The organism is Serratia sp. P2ACOL2, assembly GCF_003691565.1.
Lineage (GTDB): Bacteria > Pseudomonadota > Gammaproteobacteria > Enterobacterales > Enterobacteriaceae > Serratia > Serratia liquefaciens.
This window is the reverse complement of sequence record NZ_CP033162.1, coordinates 4366659-4381459: the sequence shown is the minus strand read 5'-3', so window position 1 is coordinate 4381459 and position 14801 is coordinate 4366659. Positions and strand designations below refer to the sequence as shown.

Genomic DNA, 14801 nt, shown 5'->3' with positions numbered 1-14801 from the left:
CTCTCTCCGGTTTAATTTGCGTTTACATCCACACGTCTAAATTGTCATCAGCAAACTATTTTGCAGGGAAGAACCATTGACAAGGAGTGCACGATGAAAAAGTTGGCTATCGCAATCATTGCGGCTTTACCTCTCTGTTCCGCGCAGGCGGTCGAGAGCTACGAGGTTCGAAATAACAGCGGCCAAACGGTGTTTAAACTGAATTTCTACGGTCCGAGCGACGACAGCTACTTTAATATGGAGGGTACCCCTCAGTATGCCTCCTGGGGGTTGAATGATGTGCAAAAGGCTCAGGTGATCAGCGCCGCGCAACGCTGGGCCGATATTATCCAGCCCAGGCAGGGTCAATTGCCGGGGGTGATTAACGTCGGCACGTTTGACGACGAGAACGCCGGAGCGATGAGCCCAGACGTCAGTGATGCCGCATTTAGCCTGACCCAGCTTCAGGCAGTGTTGCAGGGCCAGGATGCCGGCGAATTGAACAGCGGTGCCCATGCCGTCGTCCAGATCGGGAAAATGGATTTTACCCCTGGTCAGGCTTCGCCGGCACTGATCCCCACCGATCACCGTGCCGATCTGGAAGTCATCATTTTTCATGAAATAGCTCATGCATTAGGCATCAGCGCTGATGCCGGTGTGGCTGATGGTGTGACCCAATTTGGCCCGACGTTTGGCAGCTGGAGTTCGCACCTGTTTGATGACAATGGCAATCCGGCGCAGCCGGGGCAGGCTATCTTGTGCACTAAGTGTGAGGGGCCAGACGATTCTTCTGCCTTTGACGTGCGTAAAGATCGCGGTTATTTCGCCGGCAGCCACGTTAAAGAGGTGTTGGACGGTGCCATGCCGGGTGTCCCGGTGCGTATTCTCGATGTGATGGGCGATCTGGATGATGATTACATGTCCCACATTGAACTGGATCGCAGCTTGATGAGCCACCAAGACTACCGCAATTACACCATAATGATGGAAGCCGAGCTGGCGCTGCTGCAGGACATGGGGTACGGCATCGACCGCCGTAACTTCTTTGGTCACTCGGTGTACGGCAGCGGTCTGGATATGGTTAACCAACAAGGATATTTTGCGCGCAACGCCGCAGGTACTGGGTATATCGACGGCAAGGCCAATACCGCAGCCCGAGGTGTCGGGTTGCACATTTATGGCAGTAATAATCGGGTCGAGCAGCGCGGCGATATTTTGGCGGATGGTGTTGCCGCTGCAGGTATCAGAATTGATGGCGCAGGGAATACGCTCAGTATTGCACCTGGCGTGCGGGTGCAGGCCAACGGCGATTACGGCACCGGCTTATTGGTTGCTTACGGAGATAGCCACAGCATTATTCAACGCGGCAGCCTGGAAGCGACCGGTAAAGAAGGCATCGCCGCCAGGCTGGATTTCGGCAACAACCTGCTGGGCAACGAAACTGAATACCGTGGCTCGTATATCTGGCAGTGGGCTGGGGTCGACCTGTCCCAATACCGCGCTGCGCCGTTGGTGTCTAACTTCGATATCACCGGCTCGTTGAAAGGGGCCAAAGCGGCCATCTACCAGTCGGTGAATGCATTGGCCGGTGCGATTAACGTGATGCGCGGCGCCGATATTCAGGGCGACATAATTTCCGATTATGCGCAACGGGACGAAAATAACCAGGCTCGCCTCACTCGCTTGACCTTCGGCCTGCAGCCAGATGCGCAGGGGCAGGTCACTGCGGTGGCGGATAACGGTTTTGATTTCACCTATAACGGCAACATTCGGGGTAAGGAAAACCTGGCGCTGGTGGCCGAAGGTGGAAAAACCACCCTGAACGGTAACCATCAGGTCTATAGCGTGGATATCCAGCCGGGTGCCCAATTGGCGGGTAATAGCCGCTACGCGCTGTCGGATGCCGGGCTGTTCACCAATAACGGCTTGCTTACCGCCGGGGGGCCTTTTGGCCAGTTGTCGATCGACGGTAATTATTCCCAGGGGCCACAGGGGCGCTTGCAATTGATGTTCGACAGCCAAGGGCAGGGGGATCGGGTACAAATTAGCGGTAAATCCAGCTTAAGCGGAACCCTGACGTTGATGCCGGTAAAAGGCTGGTATACCTCTGGCTGGCAGATGAACAGTGCTTCCCTGCTGCAATTAGGCCAGGTCAGCGGTGAATTCGAGCAGCTCAGCGTTCAGACGGCATCACCGACGCTGAGCTTCCATGTTACTCCGTTGGCAGCCGGACAATACCAATTCAGCGCGACCCGTGAGGTATCGGCCTACAGCCAATATGCGCAGAATGCGAATGAACGAAATGTGGGTCTGGCGTTAGCCCGGGCTGCGGCGACGGCGGGGAACGACCTGCGGCCGTTACTGACCGCACTGGATTTCTCCAGCCCCGAAGGCCGGCAGGTGAACAGCGCGCTGGCTCAGCTGGAGCCGTCGGCTTATAACAGCCTGATTCAGACCTCATTCGACCGCGAACGCCAGTTAACCCGTGCCTTGACCGCACCGGAGCGCAATTTGACGTTGGCACCAACGAGCGACGAGCAAGATTGGATCAGTTTTGCCCTGCCGTACGGCGGCGGTAATTGGCAAAGCAATACGGGCAATATCGCCGGTTACAACGCATCGCGTTATGGCGTGCTGTTCGGTGCCGAGAAACGTAATGGGCTGCTACCGGGCCTGACCACAGGTTTCCACGCGGCGGTCGGCGGGCAAACGGTCAACGCCAAAAGCGCCGATCGAGCGCGCACGCACAGCACCTCCTTTGATGTTGGCTTGCAGTTCAACTACGCGCAGGACGCCATGGCTGGGCCGTTTGCCTATGGTCTGGGACGCCTAGGGGCGGAGGATAATCAGATGAAGCGCCAGTTTGATGTGGCCGGCATAAGCGGCACCCGCAAGAGCGACTGGACGGCCTGGAACGGTTCACTAACCTTGGGCGGTGGCTATCATTTTGCGTTAACCGAGGCATTTAGCCTCGGCCCGGTGGCAGCGCTGGACTATACCGCGACCACCCATCGCACGATCCAAGAGTCCGGTTTGGGTAACGCGCCGTCGATGCAGATTAAGGGTCGTTATGCCGATTCGCTGCAAAGCACGCTGGGTGTGGAAGCGCTGTACCGGCAGCCGCTGCAGGGCTCACAGGCATTGTCCGCCACTCTGCGCCTTGGCTGGCAACATGAGTTGTTAAACAACAAGCTGAGCCAGCGTGCTCAGTTTGTGGGTTATAACGCCTCAGCTTTTGATAGTGAAAGCACCTTGGCCGGGCGCGATGCGTTGGCCGCGCAGGCCGGTGTGCAGTATCAGCTAAACCAGGCCGTCTCTTTGGGCGCCGGCATTTCCAGCGAACTGTTACGTCAGGGCGGCCATTCGTTAGAGGGCAACGTTGCCGTGACCTGGCGTTTCTGATGTTTAAATCAGCTTGCCGGTGAGCGAGTATCAATAACACTTTTCGGCTAGATGTATTATCAGGGGACACGGCATGATGCCCTGTCCCTTTTTTATTGTCGCAGCAGGGCAAACCTAAATGACATGAGGATCCAAAATGAGAGCAGCAACCGTAAACGCATTGGGGCAGGCCCCGGCACTCGGTAATGTGGATGAGCCGGTAGCGCGGGAAGGGGAAACGCTGATCGCGGTGAGCGTGGCCGGCATCAAGCAATTGGATCGCGCCATAGTAGCCGGAACGCATTACTCAAGCCCGAAAAGCTTGCCGATCGTACCCGGCACCGATGGCGTTGGCTATGCGCCGGACGGTCAACGGGTCTATTTTGCCTCCTTCCGGCAACCGCACGGTGCGCTGGCAGAACGAGCGCTCGCCTCCTGGACTGTACCGGTACCTAAAGGGGTGGATGACGCGACGGCCGCCGCGTTGATTAACCCGGCGTTTGCTGCCTGGTTGCCACTGCACTGGCGTGCCGAGTTGCAGGCGGGTGAAACGGTGCTGATTATCGGGGCTACCGGGACCTCAGGTAAGCTGGCGGTGGCGGCCGCACGTCAGGCGGGAGCGGGGCGAATTGTCGCTGCCGGTCGCCGTCAGAGCGTGCTGGATGCGCTGGACGTTGATGCTACGGTCGATCTTGGGCTGGAAGGAGCGGCATTGACACAGGCTTTCGCCGCCGCAGCGGGGCCGCATGGTTATCAGGTGATTGTCGATTATATCTGGGGTGCCGCGACCGAAGCCTTGCTTGCCACGCTTAACAACCACGATTTGTCTTCCTACGCCGGTGGGCGCGGCATACGTTTGGTGAACGTCGGGTCGATGGCCGGGCCGGATATCCGCCTGCCGGCGGCGGTGCTGCGCAGCAATCAACTGCAGATCATGGGCAGCGGCACCGGCAACTTCCCGCCGGTAGCCGAGATGCAAAGGTATGCCAGCGAAATCCTGGCCTTGGCGGCAGCAGGGCAGATTTCGGTCGAAACCCAGGAACACGGCTTATCAGAGATCGCCGAAGTCTGGGATCTGAACAAGAAAAGCGACGTGCGTTCGGTGATCCGAATTGCCCAATAGGCGGCTACCGGCAATAGCAAACCAGGTGGATATCTTCCGGCTCGCGGGCGAACAGCTCGTCATCAGGCTGATCAATCAAGCGGCAGCCCTGCGACAGGTAGAAATCCACGGTGTTTTTATTGGGGATAGAAGATACGTACAACCCCAGCGCGCCCTCTTTTCCGGCCTGCTGCAGGCAGTGGTTGAACAGGATCTTGCCCAGTCCTTTACCGCGCTGGGCGGCACCGACGTAGAAAAAAAGCAGTTGGAGCAAGTCCTGTTGCGGGCCGCGCGGCAAGGTATCTACCGCCGCCGCGGCAACAATTTTATCTTGCTCTAACAGAGCGAAAAACGAGCCGCCGCGGGCAAAGCATTGTTCATGGATCGGCGTATAGGTTTCCCGATCGTGCGGATCCCAGCCGCGCACATCGTAATAGTCGGCATAAGGCCGTAGCTCTCCGTCTTGCAGGCGATAGAGGGTATCGATAATTTCACTGCGGTCGATCTGCCACAGGGCATCAAGCTGGTGCTGCTGCAGCAAAATAGGGGTGGTCATGGCGGGTTAGTTCTCCGTCGGTATCAGGTAATTTTCCGGCAGATCGATGACAAATCCGATGCCGCGCTCATCAAGCCCTTCGGTGATCCGTAGCTGTGCACCGATTTTATCGGCCAGGTTTTTGGCAATGGCCAGCCCCAGGCCGCTGCCTGTCTGCTGGACGCCAGGAACGCGATAAAAACGCTCGAACAGGCGTTTTTGGTATTCCCGGCTAACGCCAGGGCCATTGTCACGCAGGGTAATATAGCAGCCCAGGGGGGACAACGAGCGGATATTGGCTTCGATCCTGCCGCCGGGCGGGGCGTATTTGATGGCGTTTTCCAGCAGGTTGGTAAAGATGGTGATCAGCGAATGGCGATCGGTATCGATCATCACGTTTTCACTGCCCTCCAGCGAAAGCTCAACGTTCTTTTCCATCGCATAGGGCACGTGCTGAGCAATGCATTTGCTGACTTCTGCGTAGATATCTACCGCCTCAATCTTCAGCGGAAAGTCTTCCGACTCCAGCTTGGCCAGATCAATCAGCTGACGCGACAGCGATGCGGCGCGATCCAGCCCCAGCTGCATGTCCCCAATGATTTCTTGCCGTTCGGTTTTATCCGCTACCTGAGTCAGCAGGTGCAACTGTGCCAGCACGGCGGCGATCGGGGTACGCAGTTCGTGGGCGGCGTCCGCCATAAAGCGTTTTTCACGCTGGTTGGCGGCGTCGATACGCGTCATCAGCTTATTGATTTCCAGCACGACAGGCCGAATTTCCTGGTACTGCGCCCGTACATTGATCGGCGATAAGTTGCCTGGCTTGCGGTCAGAGATGGTTCTGGCAATTTGCCGCAGCGGCCGCAGGCTGAAATAGGCGGTGATCAGCAGCGTGACGATGATCGCCGCCAGGATCACCAGCAAAGGGATTGCGGTGCTTTCCGCCGGGTTGCCGAAAATGGTGGTGCGGTTGTCGAAAGATTCGCCGACGATCACCCTAAACTTCTGCTTGTCACTCCAGCTGCCGGCGATATGCCACTTCACGTTGGCGTAGCTGATGGTGCCGGACAGCACCGACGGGGGCAAAACCAAAGGTTTATCTTGAGCGGGAGAGGCATAAAGCATCTGATTATTACGAACGAAAACGACAAACAGCGGACGATAATCTATTTCGTCTTCCATCCCGTTTTTAATCGAATCGATGTACATTATTTCGATATCTTTAATGATATCGGAATAATTATTGTTGGTAACGTCAGTCTTGTCGAGAATGTTGGCGATGCCTTGTGCAACAATACGCTGCTGATTATCCAGATACTTTTCAGCATCCGGGTAATAAAGGTATTTGACCCAACCCAGCAATATACCCCAGAGTACCAGTATGGCCATCACCTGGAAAACAATGGTTCGCATGAAAAAGGATTTGAAGCTAATCATCCCTGAGACTCTTTTTTCAATAAATAACCTATTCCGCGTACGGTAATAATTCTCTCCTTGCCAATTTTTCGCCGCAGATTATGCATGTGCACCTCAAGAGAATTACTTTCTACATTATCGCCATTGCCGAATAGGCGCTGTTCCAGGGCCGCCTTGCGCACCACGGTACCGGCGCAACGCATCAGTTCGTGCAACAGGCGGTACTCTTTTTTCGACAGCAGCAGCAGTTCGTCGTCCAGCGTGACCTGGTGGTTCATGGGATCCAGATACAGGTTGCCCAGGCTCCAGGTTTGGGAGGCAAACCCCGCCATGCGCCGGTTTACCGCCTTCACGCGGGAGATCAGCTCAGGCAGGGCAAAAGGCTTTGCCAGAAAGTCATCCGCGCCGGAATCCAGGCTATTGACCAGGCTTTCTATGCGGTCACGGGCGGTCAGAATAATGATCGGAATATTTTGGCCCGCAGCGCGCCATTCAATCAGCTTTTTCAAGCCATCGCCGTCGGGCAGGGTGAGATCCAGCAGCATTAAGTCGAAGCTGCCTTCAGATAATTTATGTTGTGCATCATGGACTAACCGTACCCAGCACAAATCGAACCCTGCCAACTCTAAAGCTCGGCACAGGGCTTTGCCCAATTGCAGATCGTCTTCCACAAGCAATATGTTCACGGGGTATCCGGTTTAGGTCACGGCGCTGGCGGCTATATAACTACAACCGCAGGGGGAAGACAACGGCGCGCTCCTGTTTGTTCACCCCTTCTTAAGCAAACCTTAATCTGGGATTAATTTGACGTTAAGGGAACACCGTCCTCTTTCAAGTACGCTCAGCCCTGAATAAATCATTCAGGTGAGAAAAAATGCGTATCGACAATCTTTCAATGAAGGCTGCCCGCTTAGGCGCAATTTTATTGTTGGTATTGACCATGCTGTCTTTCCGTGTCGATGCGCAAGGTGGGGATCATGGTGGCACATTGTTACCCAACCTGCCTGTTATTCAGCATACGGAGTCATCGGATTTTTATAAAAGCTTAAAGCCACGCATTAAAAAACAATTGCGGCGCCTGGTGGCGCTATAAACTTTTATTAAATAATAAGGCAGATACGGTGAAAAATACCCTGGGTTATTCCGCGGCGACGTTATTGGTGTTATTCCCTCTGCAGGGGCTGACGCAAGATGGCGCAGAGGCGTCATTGAAATTCAGCGGCGGCATGGCCGTGGCGCCGGACTATCAGGGAGCTTCCGACTATAGTGCCGTGCCGCTATACGATATGGAGGTCGGTTACGAGAAGTCTGCCTGGGGTGACTTCAGCCTGGGTTTGCAAAACGGTGCCCGCTGGCAGTTGCCGTTATCGGGGCCCTTCGGCATTGCCCTGTTGGCCGGCTATGACGCCGGGCGTGATGAAGAGCTGAAAACGCTGCGAGGCCACAATAAGCGGCTAAAAGGCATGGGCGATCTGAAGGGAGCCCTGGAAGCCGGCATTGAGCTGAGCTATAAATTTGCCCCTTTTCGCACTTACGTCAAGGGGATGCAGGCCACCAAAGCGCGCCGTTATGGGGATGAGGATCTCGGGCATACCGCCTATGTCGATCTGGGTATCGCGGCAGTTTATCCGCTGAGCGAGGCATTGACGTTTTCAACCGATTTGAGCACCACCTGGGCCAATAAGGGTTACCAGCGTGGTTATTTTGGCGTGACGCAGCAGCAGGCACAGCAAACTTCATTCACCGCTTACCGACCGGGCAGCGGCTTTAAGCAAGCCACGCTTACCGGCGTACTGAACTACCAATTGACGCCAGAAATTGCCTTTCAGGGCGGTGTGAGTCTCTATACTCTGTTGGGCGACGCGGCCAAAAGCCCCATCGTCGAGAAAAAAACGGCCGGCATCGTCTTCCTGAGCGCCAGCTACAGTTTCTGATTTCCCAACCAGAGAAAGGAACGACATGACGAAAGTTGCATTGGTCACCGGCGCCAGCCGCGGTATTGGGCGCGCCACGGCGCTGCTGTTGGCCAGTAAGGGGTATGCGGTCGGCGTTAACTATCTGAAAAATGAAGCGGCAGCAGCGCAGGTGGTGGCGGAAATCGAAGCCATGGGCGGCCGGGCGCTGGCGCTAAAAGCGGATGTGGCCGATGAAAATCAGGTGGTGGCGATGTTCAATGCGCTGGATGCCGGCCTTGGCCCGATAAGTGCGCTGGTCAATAACGCCGGCATCTTGTTTCAGCAGACGGGGATTGAGCAACTGACCGCCGAGCGAATCAACAAGGTATTGTCTACCAACGTTACCGGCTATTTTCTCTGTTGCCGCGAGACGGTGAAGCGCATGGCGCAGCGTCATGGCGGCCAGGGCGGGGCGATCGTCAACGTCTCTTCCGCTGCCGCGCGCCTCGGCGCTCCGGGAGAATACATCGACTATGCCGCCTCCAAAGGGGCGGTAGACACGCTTACCACCGGGCTGGCGCTGGAGGTGGCTGCGCAGGGCATCCGCGTAAATGCCGTGCGGCCAGGGCTGATTTATACCGAAATGCATGCCAGCGGCGGCGAGCCGGGGCGCGTTGATCGGGTAAAAAGCAGCCTGCCGATGCAGCGTGGCGGCACCCCGGAAGAGGTGGCGGAAATCATCGTCTGGTTACTGTCCGATGCCGCTTCTTACGTCACCGGCAGCTTTATTGAAGCCGCCGGCGGCCGCTGACGGCGGCTTATCCCTCGTGCAGTAGCGCACTGCGGAATGAGAGTATGTGCGCCTGCGCCGCATTGGCGGCTGCATCATCGTCCTGCGCGGCCAGTGCGGCGATAATCGCCCGATGCTCCTCTATCACCTCTCGCATGTGGCCTTCGCGTGATAGCGTGCTGGCCCAAAAGCGCTGTGCTCGGGCATGCAGTACGCTCAGAATGTCGGCCAGCATATTATTACCGGCGATTTGCGCCAACTGCTGGTGGAATTGATGATCCAACGTCATCATTTTTACTCGATCGCGTTGCTGACTGGCGGCTTCGATTTGTTGATTGAGATCCGTAAGCTCGGCGATCTGGGGGGCCGTAATTCTCTTGCTCGCCAACCGCATACACAGCATTTCATTGGCCAAACGTACTTCAATCAATTCCAGCGCATCATCCATCGAAAGCGGCGCAACCATCACCCCTTTACGCGGGATCACCTGCAGCAATCCTTCATTGGCCAGCCGGTGGATCGCCTGATTGATCGGCGTTCTGCCCATGTCCAGCTCGCTCATCACCTGAGCGGTATTGAGATATTCACCAGGTTTATAACTTAACGTCACCAGCGCCTGCTTAAAGCGTCGGTAGGCGAGTTCATTCAGTGACAGCCCGGCTTCCTCTGCCGTCGGGAGTTCCGGGCTCTCTGCGTCAAGGGTCATCACGTTCTGCTCCTGCAAGACGAAAGTTTTTAGACATAGTACACAAAAACATGGCACGGAAATCGCTTATTTGGTAACTAAAGATATAGTGAAATTTCACAGTATTTTAACCAAAGAGGCACAAACGCCATGAGACTGACCTTTACTTTACCCGAATCCAGCGGCACTGGGGTGTTGGATGTCGAGATCGATCACCTGGTGATTGCCGGCTGGACCGGCCGGGATCGCGAGGCGATCCTGCACCATATCAGGGAGCTGGCCGAGCTCGGCGTGCCCCAACCCAGTGCAATTCCTCTGTTTTACCGGGTGGCGGTTAACCAGCTCAGCCAGAGCGAACGTATCGAAGTTATTGGCAATGCCAGCTCCGGCGAAGCGGAACCGTTGATCTTCACACATCGCGGTGAATTGTATGTCTCGCTGGCTTCGGATCATACCGATCGTCAGTTGGAGGCGCACAGCGTGGCCCTGTCCAAACAGCTCTGCGTCAAGCCGGTGGCTCGTGCCGCCTGGCCGTTGCGTGAGGTGATCGCGCACTGGGACTCGTTGATCCTGCGCTCGTGGATCAAGGAAAACGGCGAATTCCAGCTCTATCAGCAGGGCCGTCTGGCCAGCCTGCGTACTCCGGGCGATCTGCTGGATCGCTACCTGAGCGGCCAACAGTTACCGGAAAGTGGGCTGACAGTGCCGCAGCCGCAAGACGGTCTGGCGATGGCCTGCGGTACGGTGGCGGCGATTGGCTGCATCCGGCCGGCGACCGAATTCCGTATGGAACTGGTGGATGAGGTGCTGGGGCGGACCATCAGCCACCATTACAGCAGCATTGAGCTGCCGGTGGTGGCCTGATGAAAAAGCTGACGTTATCCCAGGCCGCTTCAGGCCTGTCCAACGGCGAATTTACCGCCGCGCGGTTAACCGCTGACGCATTGTCACAAATTGCGGACGAGCAGGGAGAGGGGCGGCGCACCTTTACTCATGTGTATGCTCTATGGGCTCAGGAGCAGGCCCTGGCGGCCGATCGGCGGCGTGCCGCGGGTAACCCGTTGTCGGCGCTGGACGGCGTACCGGTGTCGGTCAAAGACCTGTTTGATGTTGCAGGGGAAGCCACCGCGGCCGGGTCGCGCGTACTGGCCAGTGCGCCAGTGGCTAATGCCCATGCCGCCGTGGTGGCGCGTTTGTTGCAGGCGGGCGCGGTGGTGATGGGCAAAACCAACATGACCGAATTTGCCTATTCCGGGCTGGGGATCAATCCCCACTACGGCACGCCCGCTAATCCCTGGGATCGCAGCGCTCGTCGTATTCCCGGCGGTTCGTCCTCGGGGGCTGCGGTGGCGGTGAGCGACGGCATGTGCTTCGGCTCGATAGGCAGCGACACCGGCGGTTCGGTGCGGATCCCGGCGGCCTTCTGCGGCCTGACCGGCTATAAGCCCACCGCCAGCCGCATTAGCAGCGGCGGCCTGCTGCCACTTTCCCCTTCACTGGATTCGATAGGCGTAATTGCTCATGACGTTGCCGGGTGCCTGGCGCTGGATACGGCAATCGCCGATCGGCCGCTGCAACCGCAGCAGAAAAATTTGAGTCAGGCATGCTTCGCCGTCCCGCAAACCCTGGTGCTGGATGGCCTGGATCGGGAGGTCACCACCGCGTTTCATCTCAGCCTGCAACGTTTGACGCAGGCTGGGGCGCAAATTGAATTTATTCCCTGTCAGGAGTTCGCCGAGCTGGCGGCGATCAATGCCGAAGGCGGTTTTAGCGCGCTGGAGTCCTGGCACTGGCACCGGGCTTTGATTGCCGAACATGCCGATGCTTATGACCCTCGGGTGCTGTCACGCATTCGTCGCGGCCAAACGCTGGATGAAAACAACCTGCAGCAATTACGGTCACAGCGCGCCGATTGGCAGCGGCGGGTGAGTGCCGCAGTGCAAGGATTCGATGCGTTGCTGATGCCGACGGTGCCCTTCGTTGCCCCGACCCTTGCCGAGTTGGAAGCAGATGAAGAAGCCTATTTCCGTATCAATGGCGCCGTGCTGCGTAATCCTTCGGTGATCAATTTCCTCGACGGCTGTGCATTGTCACTGCCGTGCCAGCAGGCCGATGCGGCACCGGTTGGCCTGATGGTGGCCGCACTGCCTTTGCATGACGAAGCGCTGCTGGGGTGGGCGCTGGCAATCGAACGTTGCCTCGCCGGCGCGTGATTTTTACTTTGAGCTAACAGGAGAGTCCCCATGACCGGTTCCCCGAACGGAATGCTGTTTGTCGCAACAGATATCGCCACGCAGGATGAGGCGGATTTCAATCAGTGGTACGACCGCGAGCACGTGGAAGAGCGAGTACGGGTGCCTGGTTTTTTGTCGGGCACCCGTTATCAGGCGCTGCACGGCGGGCGTAAATATCTTGGCCTGTACAAAACCGAATCACTGGCCAGTTTTACCTCAGCGGCCTACCGCGCTGCGTTTACCCAGCAAACGCCCTGGTCGGTGGCGAGCCTCGATAAAATGCGTGACCCGATGCGCCGGGTGTGTGCGGTGGAGGCGGTGACCGGTCAGGGCTGCGGCAGTTACCTGGCTATCGTTAACCTTGCACCGGCGCAGCCGGAGGTATTGAAAGCCAGCATCAGCCATTTGGGGGCTCTGCTGGCCGAGCAACCAGGCTTTGTGCGCAGTAGCCTGCTGTCGCCGGACGCAGAGCTCAGTTCGCCGTTGCCGAAAGAGTCGCGTGAGAATCGCCATCTGTTGCCGATGCTGCTGATCGAAAGCAGCAGCGCCGAGGCTGGCCAGCGGCTGAGCGAACTGGCCTGCCGCCAACTGAAAATCCCCGCTGCCGAAGCCCTGCATTATGCCCTTGGCTGGCAACTGACCACTCAGGAGCTGTCATCATGAGCACTTCAACCACCGAAACGCCGACCTTGAACCTGTCCGCTGACGACTCTGCCGCTCACCCACCGAAAACCGGCAGGCTGGCGGCCGCCAGCTCTATCGGCACCGCGTTGGAATGGTACGATTTCACCGTTTACAACATCATGGCGGCGCTGATTTTCAATCACGTATTTTTCCCGTCTTTCGATCCGCTGGTGGGTACCATTCTGGCGTTTTCCACCTATGCGGTCGGTTACGTTTCAAGGCCGATTGGCGGCATCGTGTTCGGTCATCTCGGCGACGTGCTGGGACGGCGCTTTGTGCTGGTGACGACGCTGGTGATCATGGGCGTGACTACTGCGCTGATGGGGCTGTTGCCCGGTTACGCCAGTTGGGGCATCTGGAGCCCGCTGCTGTTGGTGACGCTGCGCTTTATTCAGGGGATTGCGTTGGGAGGCGAATGGGCCGGTGCGGTACTGCTGTCGATGGAGCACGGCAAACCGCACCAGCGGGGGCGCAATGCCTCCTTTGCTCAGGTCGGTCCTTCCTGCGGCACGCTGATTGGCACCGGCCTGATCACGCTGGTGACGGTGGCAATGTCGGCAGAAGATTTCCAACAGTGGGGCTGGCGTATCCCCTTCCTGCTGAGCCTGGTGCTGGTGGTGTTTGGCCTGTGGTTGCGCCGTGGGGTAGGGGAAACGCCGGCGTTTCTGAAACTGGAAGCTTCGAAGGACGTTACGCATGCGCCAATCCGTGAGGTTTTCATCCAACATCGGCGTCCGCTGTTGATTGCCGGCGGTTCACGTATCGGCTCCGACGTGCTCTATGCGCTGGTGGTGGTCTTCACGCTGACCTACGTCACCACGGTGCTGAACCTGCCGCGCCCGCTGGCGCTGACTGCCACCATGCTGGGGGCGATCGGCAACGCGATTACCGTCCCCATGTTTGGCGCACTGTCGGATCGTTTTGGCCGCAGGCCGGTGTATATCGGCGGAGCGCTGGCGGCGATGGTATGGGCGTTTGTGTTCTTCGTGCTGCTCGACAGCAGCCAGCCGGTGCTGATCTGCCTGGCGGTGGTGGTCGGTTTGTTGATCCATGCGGCGATGTACGGCCCGCAGGCGGCATTTATCACCGAACAGTTTCCGACAAGGGTGCGCTATGCGGGATCGTCGTTGGCCTATACGCTGGCGGGTATTATCGGCGGTGGGTTTGCGCCGCTGATTATCGCTTCACTGTTCAAGTCCTACGACAGCACGCTGGCGATCTCGGCCTACGTGGTGGTGGCGTTGCTGATCACGTTGTGGGCGGTGATTGCCGCAAAGGAAACGGCGCACAAGCCGCTGTGAAGGTGGGGCCGGGTGAGGGATGCACCCGGCCTGCATCGAGTTACTTCAACCAGCCCTTGCGCTGGGCGTCCTGCAGGTGGTGCAGCAGGTGTTTCCACAGCTCAGGGTAAACTTCTTCAATCATCGTATTGCGTGACAACACCTGTTCCAGGCTGATGCCGTTTTCGACCCAGCTTTGGCCTTCATTATGCAGGTTCATCAGCATCGGCATGGTGCGGTCCAGCACCAGCGCAAAGCGTGCGTCAGCGCTCTCGCCATCTTCATATTCCTGCCACAAAGCGGTGAAATACTCGCGTTGAGCCTCCGGCAGCATGCCAAACAGGCGCCGTGCCGCGGCAACCTCTTGATCGTGGATCGCTGCACGTGCCGCCAGATCGTATACCAGCACGTCGCCGGCATCGATCTCAACGATGTCATGCAGCAGCGCCATTTGGATCACCCGCTGAATATCTACGTCTTTACCGGCGTAAGGAGCCAGACTCATGGCGCCTACGGCAAAGTGCCAACTGTGTTCGGCGGAGTTTTCCTGGCGTTGGGTGCCCAGCACCTTGGTGCGGCGTTGCACGCTTTTCAACTTGTCGATTTCCATCAGGAACTGGATGACCTGGGTCATGGAGCCGAAATCTAACGCGGGTACAGCGGATGACATGGTGTAAACCTCAAGGTAGATGGGTTGAAGCGGATCGATTGTAGACCAGCGAGCGGGGGATTTCGATGGTTACACGCGTACACAGTTTTATTTTAGCGTACACGTGTACACTGAAATTATTCTCAGTTAAGCTGCTTTGCGGTAATTTCGAAC

The 14801-nt window shown here is 57.4% G+C and carries 14 protein-coding genes; 9 read left to right on the top strand and 5 right to left on the bottom strand.

Annotation, left to right across the window (positions count from 1 at the left end; genetic code table 11):
• The first annotated feature begins 93 nt into the window (after positions 1-93).
• Positions 94-3381 carry an autotransporter domain-containing protein gene (locus EBA31_RS21160; RefSeq protein WP_122080143.1) on the top strand — a complete coding sequence of 1096 codons (3288 nt, stop codon included), beginning with the start codon at positions 94-96 and terminating at the stop codon, positions 3379-3381.
• Between the two features lie 136 nt (positions 3382-3517).
• Positions 3518-4483: a zinc-binding alcohol dehydrogenase family protein gene (locus EBA31_RS21155; protein WP_122080142.1), complete on the top strand. Its 966-nt coding sequence runs from the start codon at positions 3518-3520 to the stop codon at positions 4481-4483.
• Between the two features lie 4 nt (positions 4484-4487).
• On the opposite strand, the gene EBA31_RS21150 is transcribed toward EBA31_RS21155, so the two are convergent.
• From EBA31_RS21150 to EBA31_RS21140, 3 genes are read right to left on the bottom strand one after another with little or no spacing between them, the layout of a single operon-like run.
• On the bottom strand, positions 4488-5018 hold the full coding sequence (locus EBA31_RS21150) for a GNAT family N-acetyltransferase (RefSeq protein ID WP_122080141.1): 531 nt from the start codon (positions 5016-5018) through the stop codon (positions 4488-4490).
• A gap of 6 nt (positions 5019-5024) precedes the next feature.
• Positions 5025-6431, bottom strand: a complete 1407-nt coding sequence (locus EBA31_RS21145; protein WP_122080140.1) for an ATP-binding protein — start codon at positions 6429-6431, stop codon at positions 5025-5027.
• The gene (locus EBA31_RS21140; RefSeq protein ID WP_048760848.1) at positions 6428-7096 is read right to left on the bottom strand and encodes a response regulator; all 669 of its coding nucleotides are present in this window, start codon (positions 7094-7096) and stop codon (positions 6428-6430) included. Before EBA31_RS21140 ends, EBA31_RS21145 begins: the two co-directional genes overlap by 4 nt.
• A gap of 188 nt (positions 7097-7284) precedes the next feature.
• Between EBA31_RS21140 and EBA31_RS21135 the strand changes: the two genes are divergently transcribed.
• Genes EBA31_RS21135 through EBA31_RS21125 form a run of 3 tightly spaced genes read left to right on the top strand, consistent with a single transcriptional unit; the run spans position 7285 to position 9116 of the window.
• Complete coding sequence (locus EBA31_RS21135; RefSeq protein ID WP_122080139.1) at positions 7285-7503, top strand: hypothetical protein; 219 nt, start codon at positions 7285-7287, stop codon at positions 7501-7503.
• Positions 7504-7531: 28 nt separating this feature from the next.
• On the top strand, positions 7532-8344 hold the full coding sequence (locus EBA31_RS21130; protein ID WP_122080138.1) for a MipA/OmpV family protein: 813 nt from the start codon (positions 7532-7534) through the stop codon (positions 8342-8344).
• Positions 8345-8369: 25 nt separating this feature from the next.
• Positions 8370-9116 carry an SDR family oxidoreductase gene (locus tag EBA31_RS21125; protein WP_122080137.1) on the top strand — a complete coding sequence of 249 codons (747 nt, stop codon included), beginning with the start codon at positions 8370-8372 and terminating at the stop codon, positions 9114-9116.
• Between the two features lie 7 nt (positions 9117-9123).
• Here the strand turns inward: EBA31_RS21125 and EBA31_RS21120 are convergent, their stop codons facing one another.
• Complete coding sequence (locus EBA31_RS21120; RefSeq protein WP_046372709.1) at positions 9124-9801, bottom strand: GntR family transcriptional regulator; 678 nt, start codon at positions 9799-9801, stop codon at positions 9124-9126.
• Between the two features lie 129 nt (positions 9802-9930).
• Here EBA31_RS21120 and EBA31_RS21115 point away from each other — a divergent pair, with 129 nt between their 5' ends.
• From EBA31_RS21115 to EBA31_RS21100, 4 genes are read left to right on the top strand one after another with little or no spacing between them, the layout of a single operon-like run.
• Positions 9931-10644, top strand: coding sequence for a DUF2848 domain-containing protein (locus EBA31_RS21115; protein WP_122080136.1), 714 nt, complete (start codon positions 9931-9933; stop codon positions 10642-10644).
• Positions 10644-11993, top strand: a complete 1350-nt coding sequence (locus EBA31_RS21110; protein ID WP_122080135.1) for an amidase — start codon at positions 10644-10646, stop codon at positions 11991-11993. Before EBA31_RS21115 ends, EBA31_RS21110 begins: the two co-directional genes overlap by 1 nt.
• A gap of 30 nt (positions 11994-12023) precedes the next feature.
• Positions 12024-12677 carry a DUF4286 family protein gene (locus EBA31_RS21105; protein ID WP_122080134.1) on the top strand — a complete coding sequence of 218 codons (654 nt, stop codon included), beginning with the start codon at positions 12024-12026 and terminating at the stop codon, positions 12675-12677.
• Entirely contained in the window at positions 12674-13999 is a 1326-nt protein-coding gene (locus EBA31_RS21100) for an MFS transporter (protein ID WP_122080133.1), read from the top strand. Before EBA31_RS21105 ends, EBA31_RS21100 begins: the two co-directional genes overlap by 4 nt.
• 40 nt (positions 14000-14039) lie before the next feature.
• On the opposite strand, the gene EBA31_RS21095 is transcribed toward EBA31_RS21100, so the two are convergent.
• Positions 14040-14648 (bottom strand): HD family hydrolase, encoded by a 609-nt coding sequence (locus tag EBA31_RS21095; RefSeq protein ID WP_122080132.1) that lies wholly within the window; start codon positions 14646-14648, stop codon positions 14040-14042.
• Positions 14649-14801 lie beyond the last annotated feature (153 nt).

What these genes read in the sequence shown, in the direction of transcription:
- EBA31_RS21135 (WP_122080139.1), top strand. Translation starts at nt 7,285, where the DNA reads ATGCGTATCGACAATCTTTCAATGAAGGCTGCCCGCTTAGGCGCAATT.
- EBA31_RS21105 (WP_122080134.1), top strand. Translation starts at nt 12,024, where the DNA reads ATGACCGGTTCCCCGAACGGAATGCTGTTTGTCGCAACAGATATCGCC.
- EBA31_RS21145 (WP_122080140.1), bottom strand. Translation starts at nt 6,431, where the DNA reads ATGATTAGCTTCAAATCCTTTTTCATGCGAACCATTGTTTTCCAGGTG.
- EBA31_RS21100 (WP_122080133.1), top strand. Translation starts at nt 12,674, where the DNA reads ATGAGCACTTCAACCACCGAAACGCCGACCTTGAACCTGTCCGCTGAC.
- EBA31_RS21110 (WP_122080135.1), top strand. Translation starts at nt 10,644, where the DNA reads ATGAAAAAGCTGACGTTATCCCAGGCCGCTTCAGGCCTGTCCAACGGC.
- EBA31_RS21155 (WP_122080142.1), top strand. Translation starts at nt 3,518, where the DNA reads ATGAGAGCAGCAACCGTAAACGCATTGGGGCAGGCCCCGGCACTCGGT.
- EBA31_RS21115 (WP_122080136.1), top strand. Translation starts at nt 9,931, where the DNA reads ATGAGACTGACCTTTACTTTACCCGAATCCAGCGGCACTGGGGTGTTG.
- EBA31_RS21095 (WP_122080132.1), bottom strand. Translation starts at nt 14,648, where the DNA reads ATGTCATCCGCTGTACCCGCGTTAGATTTCGGCTCCATGACCCAGGTC.
- EBA31_RS21120 (WP_046372709.1), bottom strand. Translation starts at nt 9,801, where the DNA reads ATGACCCTTGACGCAGAGAGCCCGGAACTCCCGACGGCAGAGGAAGCC.
- EBA31_RS21150 (WP_122080141.1), bottom strand. Translation starts at nt 5,018, where the DNA reads ATGACCACCCCTATTTTGCTGCAGCAGCACCAGCTTGATGCCCTGTGG.
- EBA31_RS21125 (WP_122080137.1), top strand. Translation starts at nt 8,370, where the DNA reads ATGACGAAAGTTGCATTGGTCACCGGCGCCAGCCGCGGTATTGGGCGC.
- EBA31_RS21160 (WP_122080143.1), top strand. Translation starts at nt 94, where the DNA reads ATGAAAAAGTTGGCTATCGCAATCATTGCGGCTTTACCTCTCTGTTCC.